Below are 1,538 nucleotides of genomic sequence, written 5' to 3' on the forward strand. Positions count from 1 at the left end.
TGACGCTGATAATGGGAATACAGGATCGGAACCACGTGGAATGACCCACTTCTTGACTGGCCATGATCTCCTCATGTGCCTTCAGCGTGATCTGTCTTCCATGTTAGTTCCGACCCTGTACCGCAATCTGGTGAATCCGCCCATGACCTTATAGGAGCGTGACGTCTCCACCGTGACCACCCCGGCAGGTGTCTAGTGTAGTCGTCCCATCAGCGTCTTGTCTGCCCGGAAACCCCGGATCGCGGGTCACCCGCACGTTTGCTCACAGACAGGACCTGATCCCCAATGTCTACCACTTTCGACTGCCCCACCGGCCCCGTTGCCGGAATCGACACCCACACCGATACCCACACTGTTGCCGTTATTTCGGACACCGGCCGGCACATCGCCACCGACACCTTCCCCGCCACCAACCCTGGCTACGTGGCGATTTCAGAGTTCATGGCAACCTACGGTGTCACCACCGTCGGTGTGGAAGGAACCAGCTCCTATGGAGCAGGCCTGACACGCCACCTTCGCACCCAGAAATACTCAGTCGTAGAAGTCTTACGCCCTACCCGGGCCGTTCGACGCCGGGACGGCAAATCAGACCCCGTTGATGCTGTCGCTGCCGCCCGCCAGGTGCTCACCGGGGAAGCCTTAAGCATCCCGAAAGACACTTCCGGGCCAGTGGAATCCCTCCGTGGGTTGCAGATCACCCGCCGTCAGCTCGTGATGACAGCAGCGAAACTGATGACAACGATCAAATCGTTGCTGGTCACAGCACCCGATGAGATTCGACGCCGCTATAGTGCGATGTCCACATTGGTCATGGTGGAGGCCTTGTCCCGGTGCCGACCATCAGCTGACCTGGCCGACCCCAGAAATGGGGTGCTCCTCGCGTTGAAGACATTAGCCACCACCTATCGTGATTTACAGAAACAGGGTACGCAGCTGGAAAAACACATCAGTATCCTGGTTGAGATGATCAATCCGCATGTGACCTCGATATTTGGGTGTGGTTCCGTGGTGGCTGCTGATCTGATTGTCAGTGTGGGGGATAATCCAGGCCGGATTCACTCCGAGGCAGCATTAGCTCATCTGTGCGGGGCCGCACCGATTCCGGCTAGTTCTGGACGGACTCATCGGCACCGTCTCAACCGGGGTGGTGATCGTCGGGCGAATTCTGCGTTGCATCGGATCGCGTTGGTGCGGATGCATCATGACCAACGCACCAGGGACTACGTAGCCAAACGCACCAAGGAAGGATTGTCGAAAAAGGAGATCTTACGGTGTCTGAAACGCGCCATTGTCAGGGAGGTCTACCGGGTGTTGTGCTTGGGTCAGGCCGTTCTTCCAACGGGCCAGGTAGAGGTTGATGAACTCAAAGCTCGACGGATCGAGAGGCAGTTATCGCAAGCCCAGGTTGCTGAAAAACTCGGGTGTGCCCCGGCGAGAATCAGTGATATCGAAACCGGCAAGCGCCCTTTGCCGGAGTTGAGGTTGGCTTATGAAGAACTTCTCAAATCAGCTTGACACAACATAGGAGCATCACCCTC

Annotated in this window: 1 protein-coding gene; it reads left to right on the forward strand. The window is 57.1% G+C overall.

The genetic code is table 11. The features are described 5' to 3' along the window. The first annotated feature begins 285 nt into the window (after window positions 1-285). The gene (locus tag QP915_RS11555) at window positions 286-1,515 is read left to right on the forward strand and encodes an IS110 family RNA-guided transposase (protein ID WP_005324630.1); all 1,230 of its coding nucleotides are present in this window, start codon (window positions 286-288) and stop codon (window positions 1,513-1,515) included. Window positions 1,516-1,538 lie beyond the last annotated feature (23 nt).

Origin of the sequence: Corynebacterium sp. MSK158, assembly GCF_030229085.1 — a bacterium.
Lineage (GTDB): Bacteria > Actinomycetota > Actinomycetes > Mycobacteriales > Mycobacteriaceae > Corynebacterium.